Annotated in this window: 18 protein-coding genes; 7 read left to right on the forward strand and 11 right to left on the reverse strand. The window is 73.1% G+C overall.

Annotation, left to right across the window (positions count from 1 at the left end; all coding sequences use genetic code 11):
* Positions 1 to 6: 6 nt before the first annotated feature.
* Genes OG956_RS34220 through OG956_RS34245 form a run of 6 tightly spaced genes read right to left on the reverse strand, consistent with a single transcriptional unit; the run spans position 7 to position 6148 of the window.
* Positions 7 to 594 carry a DUF5947 family protein gene (locus OG956_RS34220; protein ID WP_330341892.1) on the reverse strand — a complete coding sequence of 196 codons (588 nt, stop codon included), beginning with the start codon at positions 592 to 594 and terminating at the stop codon, positions 7 to 9.
* Positions 591 to 1133 (reverse strand): NifU family protein, encoded by a 543-nt coding sequence (locus OG956_RS34225; RefSeq protein WP_330341893.1) that lies wholly within the window; start codon positions 1131 to 1133, stop codon positions 591 to 593. The genes OG956_RS34220 and OG956_RS34225 overlap by 4 nt, the downstream gene beginning before the upstream one ends.
* The gene (locus tag OG956_RS34230; RefSeq protein WP_330341894.1) at positions 1126 to 2925 is read right to left on the reverse strand and encodes a nickel-dependent hydrogenase large subunit; all 1800 of its coding nucleotides are present in this window, start codon (positions 2923 to 2925) and stop codon (positions 1126 to 1128) included. Before OG956_RS34230 ends, OG956_RS34225 begins: the two co-directional genes overlap by 8 nt.
* A 52-nt stretch (positions 2926 to 2977) precedes the next feature.
* Positions 2978 to 4069: a hydrogenase expression protein HypE gene (locus OG956_RS34235; RefSeq protein ID WP_330341895.1), complete on the reverse strand. Its 1092-nt coding sequence runs from the start codon at positions 4067 to 4069 to the stop codon at positions 2978 to 2980.
* On the reverse strand, positions 4066 to 4611 hold the full coding sequence (locus OG956_RS34240; protein WP_330341896.1) for a hemerythrin domain-containing protein: 546 nt from the start codon (positions 4609 to 4611) through the stop codon (positions 4066 to 4068). Before OG956_RS34240 ends, OG956_RS34235 begins: the two co-directional genes overlap by 4 nt.
* Positions 4598 to 6148, reverse strand: a complete 1551-nt coding sequence (locus tag OG956_RS34245) for a hypothetical protein (RefSeq protein WP_330341897.1) — start codon at positions 6146 to 6148, stop codon at positions 4598 to 4600. Before OG956_RS34245 ends, OG956_RS34240 begins: the two co-directional genes overlap by 14 nt.
* Between OG956_RS34245 and OG956_RS40315 the strand changes: the two genes are divergently transcribed.
* The gene (locus OG956_RS40315) at positions 6147 to 6857 is read left to right on the forward strand and encodes a DoxX family protein (RefSeq protein WP_443065633.1); all 711 of its coding nucleotides are present in this window, start codon (positions 6147 to 6149) and stop codon (positions 6855 to 6857) included. The genes OG956_RS34245 and OG956_RS40315 overlap by 2 nt on opposite strands.
* A gap of 14 nt (positions 6858 to 6871) precedes the next feature.
* Positions 6872 to 8449, forward strand: coding sequence for a hypothetical protein (locus tag OG956_RS34255; RefSeq protein ID WP_330341898.1), 1578 nt, complete (start codon positions 6872 to 6874; stop codon positions 8447 to 8449).
* 66 nt (positions 8450 to 8515) lie between these two features.
* Here the strand turns inward: OG956_RS34255 and OG956_RS34260 are convergent, their stop codons facing one another.
* From OG956_RS34260 to OG956_RS34275, 4 genes are all read right to left on the reverse strand, one after another.
* Positions 8516 to 8713 (reverse strand): hypothetical protein, encoded by a 198-nt coding sequence (locus OG956_RS34260; protein WP_330341899.1) that lies wholly within the window; start codon positions 8711 to 8713, stop codon positions 8516 to 8518.
* Between the two features lie 74 nt (positions 8714 to 8787).
* Positions 8788 to 9201, reverse strand: a complete 414-nt coding sequence (locus OG956_RS34265; protein ID WP_330341900.1) for an SRPBCC family protein — start codon at positions 9199 to 9201, stop codon at positions 8788 to 8790.
* A 168-nt stretch (positions 9202 to 9369) separates the two neighbouring features.
* Positions 9370 to 9600, reverse strand: a complete 231-nt coding sequence (locus OG956_RS34270) for a response regulator transcription factor (protein ID WP_330341901.1) — start codon at positions 9598 to 9600, stop codon at positions 9370 to 9372.
* A 440-nt stretch (positions 9601 to 10040) separates the two neighbouring features.
* Positions 10041 to 10853: a serine hydrolase gene (locus OG956_RS34275; protein ID WP_330341902.1), complete on the reverse strand. Its 813-nt coding sequence runs from the start codon at positions 10851 to 10853 to the stop codon at positions 10041 to 10043.
* A 469-nt stretch (positions 10854 to 11322) separates the two neighbouring features.
* Here OG956_RS34275 and OG956_RS34280 point away from each other — a divergent pair, with 469 nt between their 5' ends.
* Both OG956_RS34280 and OG956_RS34285 read left to right on the forward strand, forming a co-directional pair.
* Entirely contained in the window at positions 11323 to 11925 is a 603-nt protein-coding gene (locus OG956_RS34280) for an Rv1733c family protein (protein WP_330341903.1), read from the forward strand.
* Between the two features lie 431 nt (positions 11926 to 12356).
* On the forward strand, positions 12357 to 13616 hold the full coding sequence (locus tag OG956_RS34285) for a hypothetical protein (RefSeq protein WP_330341904.1): 1260 nt from the start codon (positions 12357 to 12359) through the stop codon (positions 13614 to 13616).
* Positions 13617 to 13643: 27 nt separating this feature from the next.
* Here OG956_RS34285 and OG956_RS34290 read toward each other — a convergent pair whose 3' ends face one another.
* Positions 13644 to 14054, reverse strand: coding sequence for a hypothetical protein (locus OG956_RS34290; RefSeq protein ID WP_330341905.1), 411 nt, complete (start codon positions 14052 to 14054; stop codon positions 13644 to 13646).
* Positions 14055 to 14305: 251 nt separating this feature from the next.
* On the opposite strand from OG956_RS34290, the gene OG956_RS34295 reads away from it, so the two are divergent.
* From OG956_RS34295 to OG956_RS34305, 3 genes are all read left to right on the forward strand, one after another.
* Positions 14306 to 14737, forward strand: a complete 432-nt coding sequence (locus OG956_RS34295) for an ASCH domain-containing protein (RefSeq protein WP_330341906.1) — start codon at positions 14306 to 14308, stop codon at positions 14735 to 14737.
* Positions 14738 to 14899: 162 nt separating this feature from the next.
* A complete protein-coding gene (locus tag OG956_RS34300; RefSeq protein ID WP_330341907.1) occupies positions 14900 to 15772 on the forward strand; it encodes a trypsin-like serine protease in 873 nt (290 codons plus the stop codon).
* A 325-nt stretch (positions 15773 to 16097) separates the two neighbouring features.
* Positions 16098 to 17261, forward strand: a complete 1164-nt coding sequence (locus OG956_RS34305; RefSeq protein ID WP_330341908.1) for a TerD family protein — start codon at positions 16098 to 16100, stop codon at positions 17259 to 17261.
* Positions 17262 to 17303: the final 42 nt, after the last annotated feature.

The raw sequence follows: 17303 nt of genomic DNA on the forward strand, positions 1-17303 counted from the left end.
CGGTCCTCACGACCGCTCGGTCAGCTCGGTGAAGAACCGCTCGACGGCCGGCCACACCCGGCCTCCGCCGGCGAGGCCCCGCCACTCCCGGCGGACCAGCGCGACCATCCGGAAGCAGTCCTCGACCGGCACGATCCAGTGGTGGTCCATGCCCCGCACGGTGTTCACCAACAGAGCCTCCACCTCCGGCGCCATGGTCGCCAGCGGTGGACAGGCCGCGCACACCGCCGCCCAGCGGGCGGCGTCGACCTCCCAGCGCATGGCGCCGGCCGGGCTCGGGCCCTGCGCGGTGACCGTGCCGTCGGCCCGCGGCACGAAGAACACCAGCCCCACCGGCACCCCGAGCGGGGCGGTGTCCACCGGCTCCAGCCGCACCCGCCGGCGCGGCACCAGCAGATACCGGCCGCCGCCCGCGCCGTCCCCGGCGAACAGCACCGCGCACGCCCCGCAGGCGCACAGCAGCTCCGCGCGCTCGGCGGCGTACAGATGGCGGTGCTCCTCCGGGACGGGCTGTGCGCACAGCTCGCACCGCTCGGGGCCGTCCCGTTCGGCGGCGGAGCGGATCACCCGGGCCAGCGCGCCGTCCACGCTCACCGCGCCTCCCGTACCAGCACCGTGTCGAGCGGTACGAAGGCGGGGGCGGGCGCCGCCGCCAGCTGTTCGACCGCCGTCAGTTCCGGCGCGGCGGCCAGCACCGCCTCCCGGACCGCGTCCGCGACCGTCGGCCCGCCACCGCAGCCGGAACCGCAGCCGCCGGACTCGCTGACCCGCACCCGGGCCACCTCGCCCTCGACGCCGACCAGTTCCACATCGCCGCCCCGCTCGCGCACGGCGGGCCGGAGCCGGTCGACCGCGCGTGCGGCCCGGCGGGCGGGCGGCTCCGGGTGCAGCCCGTGCAGCACCAGCAGGTGCCCCAGCAGTTCGTCCCCGGCCAGCTGCCCGGACAACTGCTCACCGGCGAGGTCCAGCACCCGGGCCAGCGCCTCGCCGTACACCTCGGTCAGCACCCGGACCGCCTCGACGGCCGTGGCCCCGGCGGGCCCCGGCGCGGACTCCAGACCGGCGAGCAGCTCGTCCAGCCGGGCCAGCCGCGCCTCCACCTCCGGATCCGCGAGCCGCGGACCGTCACCCATGGCCGGCCCCGTACGTCGGCGAGTGCACGGTCGTCAGCGTCCTGCCCTTGCCCACGTACATGTGCACCCCGCACGGCAGACACGGGTCGAAGCTGCGCACGGTGCGCATGATGTCGACGCCCTTGAAGTCGTCCGGGCCGTTCTCCTCGAAGATCGGCTGGCCCTGCACGGCGTCCTCGTACGGGCCCGGGGTGCCGAAGCTGTCACGCGGGCTGGCGTTCCACGGGGTCGGCGGGTACGGGTGGTAGTTCGCGATCTTCTTGTCCCTGATCACCAGGTGGTGCGAGAGGACGCCGCGCACCGCCTCGTGGAAGCCGCAGCCGATCGCCTCGTCCGGCACCTCGAAGTCCGTGAAGATCTTCGTCTCGCCGGCCCGCAGCAGCCCCATCGCCTCCTCGAGGAACTGCAGGGCCATGGCGGCGGCGTAGGCGACGAAGTAGGGCCGGGCGCGGTCCCGTTCGATGGTGTTGCTCCACTTGGGGATGCGCCACTCCAGCGTGGTCTCCGGCAGCGCCTCGCCCTTCGGCAGGGAGATCCGCACACTGTTGCCGGTCGCCTTGACGTACGGCGTGTCGACCAGGCCGCTGAGCGCGGTGGACCACAGCCGGGCCAGCGGGCCGCCGCCGGTGTCCAGGGCGAGGTGCTGACCGGTCTCCGGGTGGTACCAGCGCGGGCTCATCACCCAGCTGTACTTGTCGTCGAAGTCCCGCTTCTGCGGCACCGGCACGGTGGTCTGGTTCCACGGGTGGCGCATGTCGACGGGGTTGCCGAGCGGGTCGTGGGTGACGAACGGCTGCTCGTTCACCCAGTCCTCGTAGTAGGAGCTGCCCAGCATGATGCGCAGGCCGAGGTTGATGTCGATCAGGTTGTTGGTGACGAGCTTGCCGTCGACGACGATGCCGGGGGTGACGTACATCGCCTTCCCCCACTTGTTCATGTTCTCGTAGCGGTAGTCGACCACGTCCGGGTTCTGGAAGGCGCCCCAGCACCCCAGCAGGATCCGCCGCTTTCCGACCTCCTCGTAGCCGGGCAGTGCCTCGTAGAAGAAGTCGAAGACGTCGTCGTTCATCGCCACCGCCTTCTTCACGAAGTCGATGACGCGCATCAGGCGGGCGAGGTAGTCGGTGAAGGTGTTCGGCTGCGGCATGGTGCCGACCCCGCCCGGATACAGGGTGGAGGGGTGCACATGGCGGCCCTCCATCAGGCAGAACATCTCCCGGGTGACCCGGCTGACCTTCAGCGCCTCCTTGTAGACCTCGCCCTCGAAGGGGTTGAAGGCCTTCATGATGTCGGCGATGGTCCGGTAGCCGTGGATGTCGCCGCGCGGCGCGTCGGTGCGCTCGGCGCGGGAGAGCAGTCCCGGGTTGGTGGCCTTGACCATCGCCTCGCAGAAGTCCACGAACACCAGGTTGTCCTGGAAGATCGTGTGGTCGAACATGTACTCGGCGGCCTCGCCGAGGTTGGTGATGTGCTCGGCCATCCTCGGCGGCTTGACGCCGTAGGCCATCTGCTGGGCGTAGTTGGAGCACGTGGTGTGGTTGTCGCCGCAGATGCCGCAGATCCGCGAGGTGATGAACCCGGCGTCGCGCGGGTCCTTGCCCTTCATGAACACCGAGTAGCCGCGGAAGAGCGACGAGGTGCTGTGACACTCCACGACTTCCTGGTTGGCGAAGTCGATCTTCGTGTAGATGCCGAGATTGCCGATGATCCGGGTGATCGGGTCCCAGGACATGTCCACGATCTGCGCGGGCTTGCGCTCACCGGCCCGCGTGGTGTCCTCGGTCGTGGTCATCCTGGTTCCTGCCCCTCGTTCGTCGTACGCATGGTTCTGTGGTGGCCTTCCGTCAGGGACGCCAGTGCGGGTCGTAACCGGTGGTCAGTTCGGGTCTGTTGTGATGCCACTTGGGTTCGCGGTTGACCGCCATGCTGGTCAGTCCGCGCAGCCGGCGGATCACCGCGCCGTACGGCTTGATCAGCGTCGACGACAGCGCACCGCCGGTCGGCTCGTCCATGAACGGCATGAACGCGTCCGGGAACCCGGGCATGGTGCAGCCGATGCAGATGCCGCCCACGTTCGGGCAGCCGCCGATGCCCGCCATCCAGCCGCGCTTGGGCACGTTGCAGTTCACGACCGGGCCCCAGCAGCCCGTCTTCACCAGGCACTTGGGGGAGTTGTAGTCCCTGCCGAAGTCGGCCTGCTCGTAGTAGGCGGCCCGGTCGCAGCCCTCGTGCACCGTCTTGCCGAACAGCCACTGCGGACGCAGCATGTGGTCCAGCGGGGGCGGCGGCGCCGCTCCGGCCGCGTGGTAGAGCACCCAGATCAGGGTCTCCATGAAGTTCTCCGGCTGGATCGGGCAGCCGGGCACGTTCACCACCGGCAGCGCGCCCTGCGACTTGAAGTCCCAGCCCAGATAGTCCGCGAGCCCCATGCAGCCGGTGGGGTTGCCGGCCATGGCGTGGATGCCGCCGTACGCCGCGCAGGTGCCGGCCGCCACCACCGCCCAGGCCTTCGGCGCCAGTTGGTCGATCCACCAGTTCAGGGTCTGCGGCTCGCCGGTGTCCGGGTCGTTGCCGAAGGACGTCCAGTAGCCGTCGCCGTCGATGATGTTCTGGTTCGGGATCGAGCCCTCGATGACCAGGATGAACGGCGACAACTCCCCGCGCGCCGCCGCCCGGTAGGGAGCCAGGAAGTCCTCGCCGCCCAGGCTCGGGGAGAGCACCTTGTTGACCAGGTTCACCTTCGGCAGGCCGGGGATGAGCCCGAGCACCAGGTCCTCGATGGAGGGCTGCCCGGCGGCCGTCAGGGACACGGTGTCGCCGTCGCAGCTCATGCCCTCGGAGATCCAGAGGATGTGGATCTCGTCGAATCCGTCCCCGCGCGCCTTGGCCCTGCTGGGTTCGCGGGTCACTTCGGTGGTGCCGCTGTGTGTGGTCATGTCCTCGGCCTCCGCTGCAGTCGGTCCCGGAGTCGGTCGTAGGCCGCGGCCACCGGGGCCGCGAAGGTCAGGGCGGGCGGGTGGTCGGGGGCGTTCGGGTGCGGTCGGGTCGGTGCGCCCGCCTTCGCCTGCGCGATCAGCCGGCCCAGCCGGTCCAGGTCCGGCTGCGAGACGTGCTGCCGCAGCCGTGGCATGAGGGTGCCCTCCTCTTCCCGGATGTGTTCCGCCACCTCGTGCCGCAGCTGCTCGACCAGTTCGTCGGTGCGGTCGTCGCCCTCGCCGAGCCGGTCGAGGCCGAGGAGGACCTGCTTGACCCCCATGTGCTCGCTCAGATGCTCGTCGACCTCGCGGTCGCCGTCCGGCAGCGCCTTCCTCGCCAGCGGGTAGAGGTACATCTCCTCCAGCGCCGCGTGCCTGGACAGCTCCCGCACCAGCAGCTCCACGACGCCGCGCCGCTGCCGGTCGGAGGCCGCGGCCTGATAGTCGCGGAACAACTGCTCGACCATCCGGTGGTCGTGCGTCAGGACGTCAAGGGCGTCCATCGAACCGTCCCTCCTCCGGCCGGCCGGCCGGACGCTCGGGGGGCCGCGGGGGCTGCGGCCGCAGTGGCCGGCCCGGGCCCGGTGGGCCGGCGGGGCCGAGGGGTTCGACCTCGTCGGGCCGGAAGTAGTGGAAACGGCCGTACCAGCCGTGCAGTTCGGCGGCCGGGTCGTCGTCGACCGTGACCGCCAGGTGGTCGCTGCCGTCCACGTCGTGGAAGACCGCCGCGACCTGTGCCGTGCGGCCGGCCAGGAACATGTCCTGCGCGTCGGCGCCCCGGCCGCGCGGGCGCAGCCGCACCCGGCTGCCGCCGCCGACGCGCACCCCGCCCACGAGCACCGTGTCGGTCGCCGGGGACAGGCCGTCGTCGCCGCCCTCCTGCCACCAGGAGGGCCTGCCGGCGGGCGCTTCCGCCGGGGTCAGGGAGCGGATCGCGCCGTGCAGCCGCTCGAAGACCTCGCGGGGCATGGCCTCCACGCGGTCCACGATCTGCGCGGCCCGCGGGTCGGTGGCCCTTGCCTCGGCCTTCTCCTCGTCGGTCAGCAGCATGGTGCGCAGCGTGAGGATCTCGTCGATCTCGGCCGCGTCGTGCAGGTCGCCCGGACTCTCCGGCGCCACCTGCGGCCAGTCCGGCAGGATGATCGGGGCGGACAGCATGGCGGCGCCGGTCGCGCCCTGCTGGGGCGCGCCGCCGAGCACGGGGAACGTGAAGGCGTTACGGCAGCTCCGCGCCTGCTCGGCGAGCGCGCCGGGCGGATCGATCAGGGACACGAACTCCGCGCCGTCGCCGCCGAGGAGGGTGTGCGTGGCGATCAGCGCCTGCCGCAGCGCCTCGCCGCGCGGGGCGTCCGGGTCCGCTGCCTCTCCGGTGTTCTCGGTGCGTACCCGCAGCCGGTACAGCTCCGGCGCCAGCGGCTCCGCCGCGACCGTGACGGCGCCGTGCACCTCACGGCGCCGCCGCACGGTCCGGCCCGCGCCGTCCGGCAGCGGCTCGGCGTCCGTGCCGGCCGGCGCCACGACGCGGGCGGTACGGCCGCCGCCCGTCAACTCCCCGAGCCGAAACGCCAGTTCGCTCTCGCGGGGCACCGCCTCCTCGAACGACAGGTGTGCGGCGCCGTCGGCCGTGCGCAAGGACTCCACCGGCCGGTGCTCCCCGTCCGGACGGGCCGCCTCGACCTGTTTGTCCTGCATCTGCAGATACCGCACCCGCACCCGTACGACCGCGTCCGCGTCCCGCGCGCGCAGCAGGCACTCGGTCTGCTGGTACCAGGAGTCCGCGGAGCCGGAGACCCCCGGTGTGACCGGTCCGTCCCGCTCCACCCAGTCACGGGGCAGCAGGACGCCGAACTGCCAGCGGACCCGGTTCTTCGGCGAGGACCGGCGGTAGGGGTAGAGCAGATACCCCTCGTAGAGCACCGCGTCCGCGACGGCGCCCAGCTGTCCGAAGGCGTCGCCGGCCGGGCCGCGCGGCACGCCGGCGCACCGGTCGTCCAGCACGGCGGCGCGCACCGCTCCGCCCTCGCCGCTTCCGTCGGGCATGCCGCCTCCTCGTCGCAGGTCTGCCGGCCCCACTCCCTCCACCACGGTCACACCGGTCACAGGCCCGCGCCCCTCCGGCGCACCGCGATTGCGCCGCGCGGGGGAAAACGAGCGCCCGGGAGGGCCTGACGTCACGCTGGGTGACGGACGGGGGCGCGCCTGGGGAGGAGGTGGCGGCTGTCCGCAAGGACTGCTCGGGCTGTTCGGTGCGAAACCGCTGGGGGTCGCCGCAGGCGCCGGACTGGTGCTGTTCCATGTCGGGGCCGTGCTCGCCCATGTGCGGGCGGGGGGCTTCCGCACCATCGCCTTCCCGGGCGTGTTCCTCCCGCTCGCGGTGGGGGCGCCGGGGCCGGCGGCCGCCCGCCGAACCGCGGGGGCGCGCCCTCACCGCAGGCGTTCGCAGCCGCGCGCAGGCCTGCCAGGTCAGCCCCACCGCCACGGCCGCCCGTGCGGCCATGTCCCGTCCGTTCCTTCCCTCGGATGCCGCCGATGTCGTCGGATGCCGCCGGACCTCTCCGGCCGGGCACGGCCGCCCAGGGTGATCGGACAAAAGGGGTGCGAGGCAAATAAGGCGCAGGACGGGACGATCAAGGGTCTCCTCATGCGTCGACCCGTTCAAATCCCAACGGCGCGGGGGATGTTCGGGCCTCTGTCCCGTCGGCACGCGGGCCCGTACACTGCGGATCCGCGGCCATGGGGGCGCCGCTGACGGGGGGAGCGAGCATGTCCGGAGGTCCGTACGGTCCGAGCCAGGGGTTCGCGGCGCCGCCGCCCGTCCCGCCCATGCCGACGAGCCCGCCGCCCGCGCCGCCGGACGGATGGCGCGCCGCCGCGGTTGCCCTGCTCAACATGAGTGGTCTCGGGCTCGGCTACGCGCTGCTGCGGCGGTGGGCGCTCATGGCCGCGTGCTGGGCGGCGACCGTCGTTCTGCTGCTCGTGGCGCTGCCCGCCGACGCCGACGGCGTTCCGTCGGCAGCCGTCGCCGGTTACGCCCTCGTCCTGCTGCTCGCCGCCCTCCACGGCGGGGTCGCCGGACTGCGCACCCGGCTGCCCTGGCCGCCCCGGGCGCCGCTCGCCCTGCTGCTGGGCGTGGCGCTGCTGGCCGTGCCGGCGGGCGGTGCGCTGTGGTACCGCGACGCCCACCACGAGGCCGTGGAACAGGCTCTCCTCGGCCGCCTGGACAAGGCCGACCGGCTCGTGGCGACGAGCGGCCGCCGGCCGTTCGCGTCCGCCGAGCCGGGCTACCGGTCGGCGCTGGAGGTCTACCGCGACCTCGCCGAGCACCACGCCGGCTCCCGCGCCGCCCGGCGGCTGCCCGACAGCCTGCGGACCTACTACACGACGGTCGGCGCGGCCTACGGCCACCAGGACTACTGCGACGCCGTCGAACCGCTGAAATACCTGCGCACGGTGCCCGGCACACTGCCGGACGACCAGCTCGGATCACTGGCGAGCTGGCCCGACGACCGCCTCGCGAACTCCCTGTGGGAGTGCGGGTCACAGCGCCTGACCGCCGGCGGGACGGACTGGGACGCCCGCTTCGGCGACCTGCTGGACACCTTCCCGCGGTCCGACGCGGCGGCCAAGGTGTCCCCGGCCGTCGAGGCGGCGGTACGGCGGGCGGAGAAGGCCGTCAGCGGCGGCGCACCCTGCGCCGCGGTCCAGCGGCTGCGCGACCTCGACACCCGGATCGGCGCGCTGGCGAAGTCGTCGGGCGACGCGGACGGCACGCTGGCCGGGGCGGCCGGACAGGCCGGCCGCAGCGGCGACGCGGGCGAGTACGCCTGTGGCGTCGACCAGTACAAGGACGGCGACTTCGACGCCGCCCGTAAGACCATGGAACAGTTCGTCGCCGACAACAAGAACGCCCCGAACGCCGCCCGCGCCAAGAAGATCGCCATAGCCGCCGAGGTCGCCCAGACGCTCCCGAAGGCCGGCAGGAAGCTGCCCACCACCGCCTCCGGCGGCGGCATCTCCGTCACGGTGAAGAACGCGAGCCCGCACGACATCACCGTGCTCTACACGGGTCCCGTCACCGGCAGCTTCACCCTCAAGGCCTGCGGCGGCTGCCAGACGTACACCCTCGCCGAGACCCTGACGACCGGCTTCAAGCCGTGCAGCGACAGCTCCCGGCACTACCCGCAGCGCACCATCAGCCTCCCGGCGGGCACCACCTACTTCGTGCACAAGCCGAACGGCGGCAGCACCGCGGCCCCGGCCTCGGACACGGCCGCACTGCGCCCCGGGTACATCTACACGGAGTGCGCCTACACGACCCGGACGTTCGGGTCCGGTCAATGACGGAAAGCCGTCAGCCGCAGGTACGGCTCAGGGCCTCCCCGGACACCGGGGAGGCCCTGAGCACGCCTACTCGTTCCCTGGGCGTTCGCCCTTGGGGCCGCGGCCGCGTTCCGTCTTCGGGCCCCGGCTCCGCCACCGCTCGTCCTCTTGCAGGGACTCGTTGGCGACGGCGTTCGCGTCCTGGTCGGAGACACCGGATCGCTCGGCGTCCTTGCGCAGCCGCGCCCTTCGGGTGTCGTACTTCTTGCTGCCGGGTTCAGGCACGACGATCACCTCCGGCTCCCGGGTCCCCAGCGTTTTCCGTCGGCAAACAGGCGGCCCGTACCGGGCCCCTTGTCTCAGCCGGAAGGGTTGTCCACGCGCAGGCGCACCTGCTCCTCGAGGCGCCGCAGACTGCTGTCCAGCGAGCTGAACACCGCCTCCTCGCCGGGATCGTGACCGGTGTCGAAGAACGACAGGTGCACGGTGACCTCGCTGGCCCCGCTGCCGATGCCGGACACCTGCAGCCAGCCGGTGTAGCTGCCCTGCTCGCGCGTGCCCCACTCCAGACGCATCTGGTCGGGCTCGGCCCGCAGCAGGGCGGGCATGTCGTGGCCGTAGCGGTCCTCGTGCACCGTGACGGCGGGCGGGTCCTCGGCCTCCACGTGCACGGCGTCCGGGAGCCATGAGTCGAGCTGACCCATGTTGGCCGCCTGGTCGAAGACCTGCTCGGGCTGTGCGGGCATCGTGCGGGACCACTCGTACTCGCTCATGCTGATACCGCCCTCCGCTCGGAAGTCCTGCCCCCACCGCGTGCCCCGTCCACGACGCCCGAAAAGTCCCCCATGCCGCCACCGCCGCGGTCCGGCCCGCTTCCTGCCCGTCACTCCGGGGCGGCAGGGTCGGTCCCCGGCTGTGCTCCGCGTGATCGCCGCCCCGGATCACATCCCCAGGGCGATGGCCACACGAGTCAGCTCGGCGGTGTTGGCGATGTCGAGCTTGGCCCTGATGCGGCGCAGGTAGGCGTCCACGGTGTGGGGGGACACTCCCATGTGGCGGGCGGTCTGCAGATAGGTGTGGCCCGCCGCGATGTGCCCGAGCGTCTCCCGCTCCCGCGGGGCCAGCGCGGGCATCGGGGCCCCGGTGTGCGGCGTGGCGGGGGTGGCGCTCATGGTGCTCTCCTCCGGCGAGGGATGTGACCGTTTAGGGCGATTTGCCCTTGTTGCTCCACCCTGCTCGGCGCACGTCATAGCCGCGTCCGTCGATTGTCACAGGCGTGTCACACCGTCCCCGGGGTGCGGCGTCGAGGGGCACGTCCGCTGCGGCGCCAGGTCCTGTCGTCAAACTCCCGCCGTCCGCCCGGAGGGCGGGCCTCGCGCCCGCTGCGGAGCAGCTGATGCATGCCGTAGGTGCGTGCTCTGGGGGTCCCGCTAGCCGAAGGCTGGGGGAGTGCCGGGCCCTGGCCCTCGTACTGGACGTACTTGGGCCGGGGCCCGGTGCGGCGAGTGGGGGCACCTCCCACGCCCTTAAGGCAGTGGGGGAGCGTGCATGGCGTCGCGGGGCTGGGGGTCCCCCCGGCCGAAGGCTGGGGGAGGGAGTTTGACGACAGGGCCTAGGCGACGGCCGCGCGTGCCGTTCGTTCCACCAGGGAGACCCCCGCGCTCATCGAGGCGCTGCCGTTGGACAGGACGGCGACGAGGTACCGGTGTCCCTTGACGGTGACCTGGCCGATGCTGTTGACGTCCCAGCGGCCGGTGGTGGTGCGCTGCAGCCAGCCGTTCTTCAGCGCCCGCGGCGTCCCGGAGGCGCCGGCGGCCGAGACGCCCCAGCTCTGCTCGGGCACGACCCGGCCCATGAGCGTGCGGATGTAGGCACGGGAGCGTGCGTTCAGGCCGGCGGAGCCGGAAGGGGACGTCGCGGTGCCGTCGAACACGTCCCTGAGCAGCCGTATCTGGTCGCTCGCCGTGGTCCGGGTCAGCCCCCACTTCCCGCCGGACCCGCCCGTGGTCGAGGTCAGCCCCAGCCGCTTGTTGGCCGCCGCCAGCCCGGGGGCCTGGCCGATCCGCCGCCACAGCGCGTCGGCCGCCGTGTTGTCGCTGCGCTCGATCATCGGCTCGGCATGCCGGCGCTCCTCGGCGGTGAGCTGCCGTCCGGCGTCCTGCGCCTTCAGCAGCAGCGCCGCGAGGATGTCGACCTTGACGATGCTGGCGGTGTCGTACGCGCTGTCCGTTCCGTGCACCACCGGGGTGCGGCCGGCTCCGTCGAGGTCCAGTACGGCGGCCGTGGCGTGCGGAGACGCGGCGGAAGCGGATACGGCCGCGGCCGGCGCGGGGTGCAGGGCGCCGAGGGAGACCAGGGCCGCGGCCGAGGCCAGGAGGGCGCCGGCCCGTGAGCGTGCGGAGGCGGGGGAGACGTGAAACGGCATGGCCACGAACGTAGAGAAAACGTGCGCCCGCCGAAGTGGCCGCGGTCACCATCACGCGCGTTCCAGGCGAATTGTGAGAAGAGCCACCGGGGCCACCCACGGGACGCGTCCCGGCGCCCGGTCCGTCGCCGGAACGGCGGGTGCGCACGGCCGGACCGCGCCGCTCACCTGTCGTCGGCCGGACACCGGCATCCGGGGTGATGATGGGAGAAGGGATGAACTGGTTGGTGCTTGCGGTGCCCCGGCCGGCCGTCGAGGGCGGGCGCACCGTCTGCCGGTCCGGAGCCTCTTGGGCACTCGCCCCGCCGACATCCGGATTGAGGTGCACGATGGTGGGGTGACACTCGACGGCCGGGTCCGGGAGACCGCCCCGAGCCCGCTCGCCGCCCGCCCGGCGCACTCCGGCCCGGCGAGGGGTACGTGAAGGGGAGGCGACGAAGCCGTCGGTGCGCGTAAGGAGGCGGTGACGATGACCCGGACACCTCCCACGACGGTCACACCCGTACGGCTGTGGCGCTGGCGCAGCAACCCGCTCAGGCGGCACAGCGACGTCGTCGAGGCCTGGATCGTCCTGGTGACCTGGGTGCTCGCCGTGCTCGGCGGCGCCGCTGCCGGGCTCGCCGCGGCCGAGACCTCGAGCGCGGCCTTCTCCTCCCGCCAGGCGCAGGTGCATCCGGTGTCCGCCGTGGTCACCGACGGCGCGGCGCGGACCTCGGCCTCCGGGTCGGGCTACGCCGACGGGCGGGTCTGGGCCACCGTGCGCTGGACGGACGCCCACGGCGCCGTGCACACCGACCGGGCGAAGGTCCTGCCCGGCGTCCCCGCCGGGTCCCAGGTGACCGTGTGGACCGACCGCGCGGGCCATGTGGTCTCCCCGCCCGTCACCGGCGCCGCGGCGGACCTGCAGGCGGCCCTCACCGGCGTGCTCGTCGCCCCGTCGGCCGGCGCGGCGGTCTGGGGTGCGGGATGGGTGGTCCGCGGCCGGCTGATCAAGCGGCGCATGGCCGAGTGGGACGAGGAGTGGAAGCAGATCGGACCCCGGTGGGGGAATCTCAGCGGGGGACGCGGCTGACCTGCGCCCCCGCGGCGTCGCCGCACAGTGCGGGCCAGGAAGCGAGGACGGCGCGGCGGACGGCTGCGTGCCAGGGCGGGAAGGGCCACCCGCTTCTCGCGGATCCGGATTGCGCGGTGCACGGCTGCGAGCCGCTTCCCCGCGTCTGTTCTCGGTCCTTCCCGCCACCACCAGCACACCACGGAATCCGCCGTCCCACCAGGCCTGGTCACCCTGCACGACCGGATTCCCGCAGGGACGGTCACCCGACAGGGTGCGCTCCGGCTCGTCGGTCACAGGGCCCGGTCGTCGCGGAGCGCGCTGCCCCGCGTCTGTGCGGCCCGGCTCCGGCGCCGCGCACAACCTCTGGCCCTCCTCGCGTGTCCAGTACATGATCAACCGGCCGTTGACGGGCCGGGTCGTGTCCCGCGCCTTTCGAGGAGAGTCCCATAGTGCGCTCAGCCTTCCGCCCCGCAGCGACCTGCGTGGCCGCCACCGCGATCGGAATCGGCTTCCCGCTGCTCGCCGCGCCCGTGGCGCACGCCGAGGACACCGCCCCCGATCTGGTGGTCTCGGCGCTGCCCGCCGCCGCGCCCAAGCCGGGCGAGGTGTACGACCGGTCCGTCACCGTCACCAACAAGGGCACGGCGGCCGCGGACGGGCTGACCTTCCGGATCCGGCTGACCCGCGGCCTCGACTTCCCGGCACACGTCGACGGGTGCACGTACTCCACCGACCCCGACCAGGTCAGGCAGGCGCTGTGCCGGCTGGACACGGTCGTCGAGCCCGGCGCCTCCGTCACCGTGCCCGTACGGTTCAAGGCGCTGCCCAAGGCCCTGATGGAGGCCGTCGAGTACGGCACGAGCCCCACCGGCGCGGCTCCGGGCGAGGGCTACGACGACAGCTACCGGCTGCTGAACCTCACCGCGGACAACACCGCCGACCTGCACGCGGAGGGCGACCTGGCCGAGGGCGCGCCCGGCAGCAGGGTGAGCGTCACGGCGACGCTGCGCAACGACGGTCCCGGCTGGATCCGGAACCAGCAGAGCGACGACCAGCCGGCCCTCATGGTGCGGATCCCGAAGGGCACCGTGGCCGTCGACGTGCCCGAGGACTGCCTGCCGTTCGCGATCGACGGCCCGACCGGTCCGTCCGGGCCCGGTCACGCGGTGTACGTGTGCTCACCCGCGGACCACACCTTCGAGGTCGACCAGTCCTTCGACTACACCTTCGTCCTCAAGATCGGCAAGAAGGCCCAGGACACCCAGGGCGAGGTGACGGTCAGCTCCGTGTACGGCATCCACCCGGACTTCGACAGGAACCCGGCGAACGACACGGCCTACCTGAACGTCGGCGTGACCCGCGACGGCGGCCCGGGCACCAGCACCTCCGGCGGCGGCACGAACGGCGGGAACTCCGGCGACGGCGGCGCCGCTTCGGGCAGCGGGGGCAACGACCCGCACGGCCAGTCGACCGGCGGTTCGGGAACCACGGGTACCACGGGCACCACAGGAACCACGGGCACGACCGGCACGACGGGCACGACCGGCGCCTCGGCGGCGTCCGGAACGCCGGGTGCGTCGGGCTCCGGCGGCAGCCTCGCGGCGACGGGCAGCGACGGCATGCCGGTGCTGGCCGCGGGCGCGGTGGCCGTGACGGCGGTGGGCGCGCTGGTGCTGGCGGCCGTGCGTCGCCGGCCGGCCGCGAAGTGAACCCGGCCGGGGCGTTCGCCGTACGACTCACGCCTTGCGCAGGACGACGAGGAGCACCAGCAGCACGGTCGCCCCGGCGGCCGTGCCATGGGCGACCACGGCCGTGAGCGGGAAGTGCCGTTCGGCCGTGGCGGCCCCGTGGGAATGGCGGCCGGAACTGGGCAGCCAGCGCAGCAGCATCATGAAGCCGAACGCGGCCACGATCAGCACCACCGCGCACGCGGCCCAGGCCGAACTCCGCACGCCGCCCACCACATAGGCGGTCCAGGCGGCCAGCCCGGCCACGGCCAGGGCCACATGCCCGAGCACGAGCCACAGCGGCAGTCGCGTCACACCGGGCGTACGCTGCCGCAGACCGCCGTGCCGCACCCAGACCGTGGCGAGGTATCCGCCGAGTCCGGCGGTCAGCAGCCACGCGCACAGAACGAAGCCACGCATACGTCCCGCCCCCTCCTGTCTCCGACCGGCCTGTGACGGCGTCAGGCCCGCGTGACTCAGCACACCGCACAGAGCAGGAGGACTCCGGACATCCATCCGCCGATTCACCCGTAGGGATGAAAAGTGGTGCTGCCGTCCCACGGGCCGCCGGAAGAATGCAAGAGCGCGCCGTTCAGGCCGCGGCCGACCGCGGACCGCCCCGGCCTCGCCCGGCCATTGAGCACCACCACCGGGCCTCGTACGCTCTCCCGATGGGACACGACGATCTGCCGGTGCTCGAACTCGCCTTTCCCGGACCGGAACGCGACCGTGGCGTCGCGGCGATCCTGAGCGGGGAGAAGACCGCGCTCACGGGCCTTGCGGAGATCTACGAGCACGCGGGTGAGGCGGTGCCCCGCCCCGGCGAGCGGTTCTCGGTACTCGACTCCGAGGGGCGTCCGGCCGTCACCATCGAGGTCGTCGACGTACGGGGCGTACCCGTCCGGGAGATCGACGACGACTTCGCGCGCGCCGAAGGGCGCGGCTACCGCGACGCGAAGGAGTGGCGGGCCGCCCACGAGGAGTTCTTCCGGAGCGCCGGAGTGAGCGAGTTCCTGGGGCACACGCCCGTCATCGACGACGACACCCTCGTCGTCGCCGAGCGCTTCCGGGTGGTCGAGGCCGGCGCCCCGCGCGACCGCTGAGCGCATCCGGCTGACCGACGGGAACCGGGGGAGGGACACCTCCCCGATCCCGCGGCGATGTCAGGAGGAACGCCGTCTTGCCCCGGGCCGCCCCGCCCACTTCAATGCTCCTACCTCCCACAGGAGAACACCTGTCCCACACATCCAGTGAAGGGGTTCTTCTTGACCGCCCTACGCGTCACCGCCGTCACCGCGGCTGCCTGCGCCACCGTGCTCGCCGTCGCGCTGCCCTCCTCCGCGATCAACTCCTACAACGCCACGCCCGCGCCCGAACGCACCGAGGTCGGGGCGCTCGTGGCCACCTGGGACGACGACAACGACCCGGCGACCCCGGACCGCGTCGACTGGGTGTGTTCCGGCACGATGATCGACGCCAACACCTTCCTGACCGCCGCGCACTGCACCAGCGACTGGCCGGCCGGCGTCCGCTTCTACGTCTCGCTCGACCAGGACGTCCAGTCCGGGCTCGACGCCGCCGCGAAGAAGTACCCGGGCGACCCCGCCGCCCAGGCGAACGCCGTCGCCGTCGAGGGCGTCGCGCACACCCACCCCGACTATCCGGGCCCCGCCTCCGACCCGCACGACATGGCGGTGATCGAACTGCCCGCCGCGAAGGTCGCCTCGCGCTGGTCCTTCACTCCGGCCGCCCTGCCGACGGCCGGTCAACTGGGGGCGCTCGCACCGCAGGGCCTGAACTCCACCGACTGGTTCGTGGCCGGGTACGGCACCCAGGAGGCCGCCAACGGGCCCGGTGGCCAGACCCACCCCGGCGGCGGCGTCCGCATGAAGGCGCCCCTGACCTTCGACGCCCTCAACCCGTCCTGGGTCCGGCTCGCCATGACGGCTCCGCAGGGCAACGGCGGTGCCTGCTACGGCGACTCGGGCGGCCCCAACTTCATGGTCGTCGGCGGCAGGAACGTCCTCGCCGCCACGACCATCACCGGAGACACCCCCTGCTACGCCACCAACGTCGCCTACCGCCTCGACACCCCGGGCGCCCGGTCCTTCCTGGCGCCGTTCGTGAAGCTGCCCTGACGCTCGACGCCCCGCGCGGAGAGGGAGGCCGACGGCGGAGGGGTGATGCGATGGACGCAAGGGAGCGGCGCCGCCGGGCCAGTGGGGGAACCCGCGGCCGGCGGCGCCGCTCCCTCTTGCTTGCCTGCGGCCGGTGGGCCACCCGACGCGCCGCCCCGGGCGCCAGCGTCAGTCCCGGGAGCGGCCGAGCAGGACGCGCCGGTGACCGCGGTGCCGATCAGGCCGCCCGGGTGATCAGCACATGGCACGGCCGGGGAACTCGGAGGGGTCCCGGAACGTCGATCATGATGGACGCGCTGAGTGTGAACGGCTGCGGAGGACGTCGATGGGTGTGTCCCTGACCAAGGGCGGCAATGTGTCGCTGAGCAAGCAGGCCCCCGGTCTGACCGCGGTGACGGTCGGGCTGGGCTGGCAGGCGAACGCCGGCTGCGAGCCGGACGGCAGCGCCCTGCTGTGCGACCGGACGGGAAAGGTGCTCTCCGACGAGCACTTCGTCTTCTTCAACAACCTCACCAGCCCCGACGGCTCGGTCCGCCACTGCGGCAGCGGCGCGCCCGTCGACGGCGACGACCAGCGGATCGAGGTCGACCTGACCAGGCTTCCGGACGCGGTGGAGAAGATCGTCTTCCCCGTGTCGCTCTACGAAGCCGCGAGCCGGGGCCAGTCCTTCGCACAGGTGCGGCGGGCGCACATCCGCGTCCTCGACCAGGAGGGCGGCACCGAGCTGGCCCGTTACGACCTCGCCCCTGGCGGCCTGTCCGCCGAGACCGCGCTGGTCTTCGGCGAGCTGTACCGGCATGGCGCGGAGTGGAAGTTCCGCGCCGTCGGGCAGGGGTACGCCTCGGGGCTCGCCGGCATCGCCGCCGACTACGGCGTGGCCGTGCCCGAGGACGCCTTGCCGGGCCCGGCGCCGGCCCCCGCCGCCGTACCGGGGGCACACGCGGGTGCCCCCATGCCGCCCGCACCGCAGACGTCCGCCGACCCGTACCAGCCCCCGGCACCGCAGACGCCCGCCGACCCCTACCAGCCGTCCGTCCCACCGAGCCCGCCGGCCGCCGCTGCCCCCGCGCCGGACCCGGCGGCCCCCGCGTCCCCGTACACCACTGGGAGTTCCAGCGTGACCTGCTTCTTCGACCCCCATCACGGCCCCGGCATGACGACCGTCACGTGGTCGCCGCAGTGGGGCGTGCCCCGGCCCGTCCAGACCTGCGCCGCCTGCGCACAGCGTGTGCAGACCACGGTGCCGCCGTTCTACACCCCGCCCCAGCAGGGTTATCCGCAGCCCGTGCCGCAGGGTTATCCGCAGCAGGGCTACCCGCAGCCGTACGGCGACCACGACCATCACCACCACGACGGGGGCGGCAGGCGTTTCGGCGCGGGGGCGCTCATCGGCGCAGGTGCGGCGGGCCTCATCGGCGGCGCGCTGCTCAACGAGGCGTTCGACGACGACGAACCGGACGTCGTGGTGAACAACTTCTACGAGGACTGAGTCCTCGGACCGGCCGGGCCGTCCCGGCGAGGCCCGGAGCCG

Origin of the sequence: Streptomyces sp. NBC_00557 (assembly GCF_036345995.1) — a bacterium.
Classification (GTDB): domain Bacteria; phylum Actinomycetota; class Actinomycetes; order Streptomycetales; family Streptomycetaceae; genus Streptomyces.

Bases quoted from the DNA above. Each gene is read 5' to 3' on its own strand.
- OG956_RS34225 (WP_330341893.1), bottom strand. From the start codon at position 1,133: ATGGGTGACGGTCCGCGGCTCGCGGATCCGGAGGTGGAGGCGCGGCTG.
- OG956_RS34230 (WP_330341894.1), bottom strand. From the start codon at position 2,925: ATGACCACGACCGAGGACACCACGCGGGCCGGTGAGCGCAAGCCCGCG.
- OG956_RS34235 (WP_330341895.1), bottom strand. From the start codon at position 4,069: ATGACCACACACAGCGGCACCACCGAAGTGACCCGCGAACCCAGCAGG.
- OG956_RS34240 (WP_330341896.1), bottom strand. From the start codon at position 4,611: ATGGACGCCCTTGACGTCCTGACGCACGACCACCGGATGGTCGAGCAG.
- OG956_RS40315 (WP_443065633.1), top strand. From the start codon at position 6,147: ATGCCGCCTCCTCGTCGCAGGTCTGCCGGCCCCACTCCCTCCACCACG.
- OG956_RS34245 (WP_330341897.1), bottom strand. From the start codon at position 6,148: ATGCCCGACGGAAGCGGCGAGGGCGGAGCGGTGCGCGCCGCCGTGCTG.
- OG956_RS34255 (WP_330341898.1), top strand. From the start codon at position 6,872: ATGTCCGGAGGTCCGTACGGTCCGAGCCAGGGGTTCGCGGCGCCGCCG.
- OG956_RS34265 (WP_330341900.1), bottom strand. From the start codon at position 9,201: ATGAGCGAGTACGAGTGGTCCCGCACGATGCCCGCACAGCCCGAGCAG.
- OG956_RS34270 (WP_330341901.1), bottom strand. From the start codon at position 9,600: ATGAGCGCCACCCCCGCCACGCCGCACACCGGGGCCCCGATGCCCGCG.
- OG956_RS34275 (WP_330341902.1), bottom strand. From the start codon at position 10,853: ATGCCGTTTCACGTCTCCCCCGCCTCCGCACGCTCACGGGCCGGCGCC.
- OG956_RS34280 (WP_330341903.1), top strand. From the start codon at position 11,323: ATGACCCGGACACCTCCCACGACGGTCACACCCGTACGGCTGTGGCGC.
- OG956_RS34290 (WP_330341905.1), bottom strand. From the start codon at position 14,054: ATGCGTGGCTTCGTTCTGTGCGCGTGGCTGCTGACCGCCGGACTCGGC.
- OG956_RS34295 (WP_330341906.1), top strand. From the start codon at position 14,306: ATGGGACACGACGATCTGCCGGTGCTCGAACTCGCCTTTCCCGGACCG.
- OG956_RS34305 (WP_330341908.1), top strand. From the start codon at position 16,098: ATGGGTGTGTCCCTGACCAAGGGCGGCAATGTGTCGCTGAGCAAGCAG.